This window comes from Streptomyces sp. SID14478 (assembly GCF_010548525.1).
In the GTDB taxonomy this organism is placed as follows: Bacteria; Actinomycetota; Actinomycetes; order Streptomycetales; family Streptomycetaceae; genus Streptomyces.
In genome coordinates this window covers 1-2,014 of the sequence record NZ_JAAGMG010000277.1, presented here as the reverse complement: position 1 = coordinate 2,014, position 2,014 = coordinate 1, and the positions used below count along the sequence as shown (strand labels likewise).

The 2,014-nt window shown below is 73.8% G+C and carries 1 protein-coding gene and 2 pseudogenes; 1 reads left to right on the top strand and 2 read right to left on the bottom strand.

Features of this window, described 5'->3' with window-relative positions:
• Positions 1-179: pseudogene (locus G3I40_RS47005) on the top strand (PH domain-containing protein); the annotation flags it as partial.
• 230 nt (positions 180-409) lie between these two features.
• Here G3I40_RS47005 and G3I40_RS09600 read toward each other — a convergent pair.
• Entirely contained in the window at positions 410-1,609 is a 1,200-nt protein-coding gene (locus G3I40_RS09600; protein WP_164301735.1) for a glycosyltransferase family 39 protein, read from the bottom strand.
• Positions 1,610-1,768: 159 nt separating this feature from the next.
• A pseudogene (locus G3I40_RS09595) lies at positions 1,769-2,014 on the bottom strand (phospho-sugar mutase); the annotation flags it as partial.

The window sequence follows — 2,014 nt, the reverse complement described above, 5'->3', positions numbered from 1 at the left end:
CGGCGCCCCCGGCCGCTCCCACCGCCGACCAGTCCATGCAGGAACTGCGCGAGCTGCGCGAGGCGCGCGCCCGGGCGAACACCTCGCAGGGCGAGCCGAGCGTCCGCTGGGCGTACGAGATCATCGCGCCGGCCGTCGTGGGCGCCCTGCTGCTGATCGTCCTCATCGCCGTCGGCTGAGGCGAACACGAAGCGGCCGGCGCGGCCGCACCCCGTCGGGTGGGCCGCCGCCGGCCGAAGTGCGTCCGCGCGAGGGGGGTCGGCGGAACGCGAGGTGATCCGGTGGTCTCCCGCTGGGGGGCAGCGGGGGTCGGACACCTGTTCCATAGTGGAGTGTCGGGCGGCGGGAGAGAAGACCGGAGCGCGTGTGTCGCCCCAACTTCGGGTGAATCAGCGGGACTTTCCCGGAGTTATGGGGCGCTCGGCCACACCAGGATCATGTAACCGCCGCAGTACGCCGCCCCGAGCACCGCCCCCGTCACCGCGAGCACGAGGAAGCGCCGCGACGCCCGTGCCATCAGCAGCGCCACCGGCAGCAGCAGCGGGAACCCGGGTACGAGGAAGCGGGCCCGGGAGAAGTACACCCCGCCGCTGCCGAGGACGATCACCAGCAGCACCCCGGTGAACACGAGCAGCGGCAGCGGCTGGCCGTCCCGGAGCGAGAACACGTACAGCAGGGCCGACGCGAGCAGCGTCACCGTCACCATGATCAGGAAGAGCTCGGGCGTCGAGTCGTACGCGAGGAGCTCCCGCATCCGGCGCAGCGTCTCGATGCCGCCGTCCAGCTCGTTGTGCCACAGCCGCTGCACGGCGAAGTAGCCGTCCCAGCGGCCCAGGCGCAGACCGACCCAGCCCACGTACGCGAGCCAGCCCAGCGGGGCGAGCAGCACGCCCGTCAGGACCCGCCAGGAGAAGCGGCGGCGCAGCGCGAGGAGTCCGCAGACGCCGACCGCGGCGACCAGCGCGATGCCGGTCGGCCGGGTGAGGCCGGACAGCGCGGCGAGGGCGCCCGCCCACACCCACCGGCCGGTCAGCACGGCGTACAGGGACCACGCCACGAACGCGGTGAACAGGGACTCGGTGTACCCCATCCACTGGACGATGCCGACGGGGAAGCACGCCCACAGGAACGTGAGCAGCACGCCGACGCGGCGGCCGTGCAGCCGGTCGCCGACGGCGAAGACGCCCCACGCCGCCGGGAACGAGCCGATGACCGCCAGGATCAGTCCGACGCTCGCCCGTGAGCCCGGCGTCACGGCGGCCAGCGCCTTCACGAGGACCGGGTAGAGCGGGAAGAAGGCTAGGTTGTTGGCGTCGTACTTGGTGCCGAGGGTGCGCTCGTAGCCGTGGTCGGCGATGCCCAGGTACCACTTGGAGTCCCAGTCCGCGGCGAGCGCGGGCCAGATGCCGTGGCCCTCCTTGTGCGACCAGACCCCGAAGACGAGGAGCACGAACAGCCGCACGGCCGTGTACGCGAACAGGGCCGGTGCCGCGCGCCGCAGGGAACGGGCGGCGCGGGCGCGCAGTCCGGTGAACGTCGCGCCCGGGGCCGGACCGGTACGGCGTGCCTGGGGGAGGACGGGGGCCTCGGTTGCGGCGGTCGGGGGCACGTCGGCGGCTCCTGGCGGGACGGGGACAGTGTGCGGGGGCAACCTTCCCGTTGCCCCCGGCCCCTGTCGCCGGTCATTCCGTCAACTGACCTGCGGAAATCACCCGGTCGAGCTAACCGGTGGTGCGTCGAGCCTCCCCGGCGCCGGGCCGGACGGGCTTTAGATTCCCGCGGCCGCCGAGAGGTCCCGCTTGATCGCCGCGAGCAGCTCCGCGGCCCGCTCCCGCGCCGCGTCCAGGGCGCCCCGGTCCGCCACCGGCACCACGACCTCCAGGTAGCACTTCAGCTTGGGCTCCGTGCCGGACGGGCGGACGACGACCCGCGCGCCGTCCAGCGTGTAGCGCAGGCCGTCGGTCGGCGGCAGCCCGCCGGCGCCGGCCGACAGGTCCTCGGCCGAGGTCACGGC